Source organism: Desemzia sp. FAM 23989 (genome assembly GCF_045528345.1).
In the GTDB taxonomy this organism is placed as follows: Bacteria; Bacillota; Bacilli; order Lactobacillales; family Carnobacteriaceae; genus Desemzia.
Genome location: NZ_JBGQQT010000089.1, coordinates 1 through 240, shown reverse-complemented (window position 1 = coordinate 240; position 240 = coordinate 1). Strand labels below are relative to the sequence as shown.

Below are 240 nucleotides of genomic sequence, written 5' to 3'. Positions count from 1 at the left end.
TAAAATGTCCCAAAATGATAAAATAAAATCATGAAAAGGATAATACTAACGATGAATGAAGATAAGAAATATAAAGTAATAAAAGCTGTGGCAGAAAAAAGAAAGGAAAAAAAGAGAGCTTGTGTTGAACTTGGGCTCTCGATGAGGCAAGTTAACAGATTGATTCAAGACTATCAAGAAGGAGGAAAAGCTGTTTTTTCACACGGCAACAGAGGAAAAGCAGCTAGGCACGCCGTGCCA

1 protein-coding gene is annotated in these 240 nt (G+C 36.2%); it reads left to right on the top strand.

From position 1 onward, the window contains the following. Positions 1 to 51: 51 nt before the first annotated feature. On the top strand, positions 52 to 240 hold a 189-nt coding region (locus ACEN36_RS13185; protein WP_407097782.1), incomplete at its 3' end, for a helix-turn-helix domain-containing protein.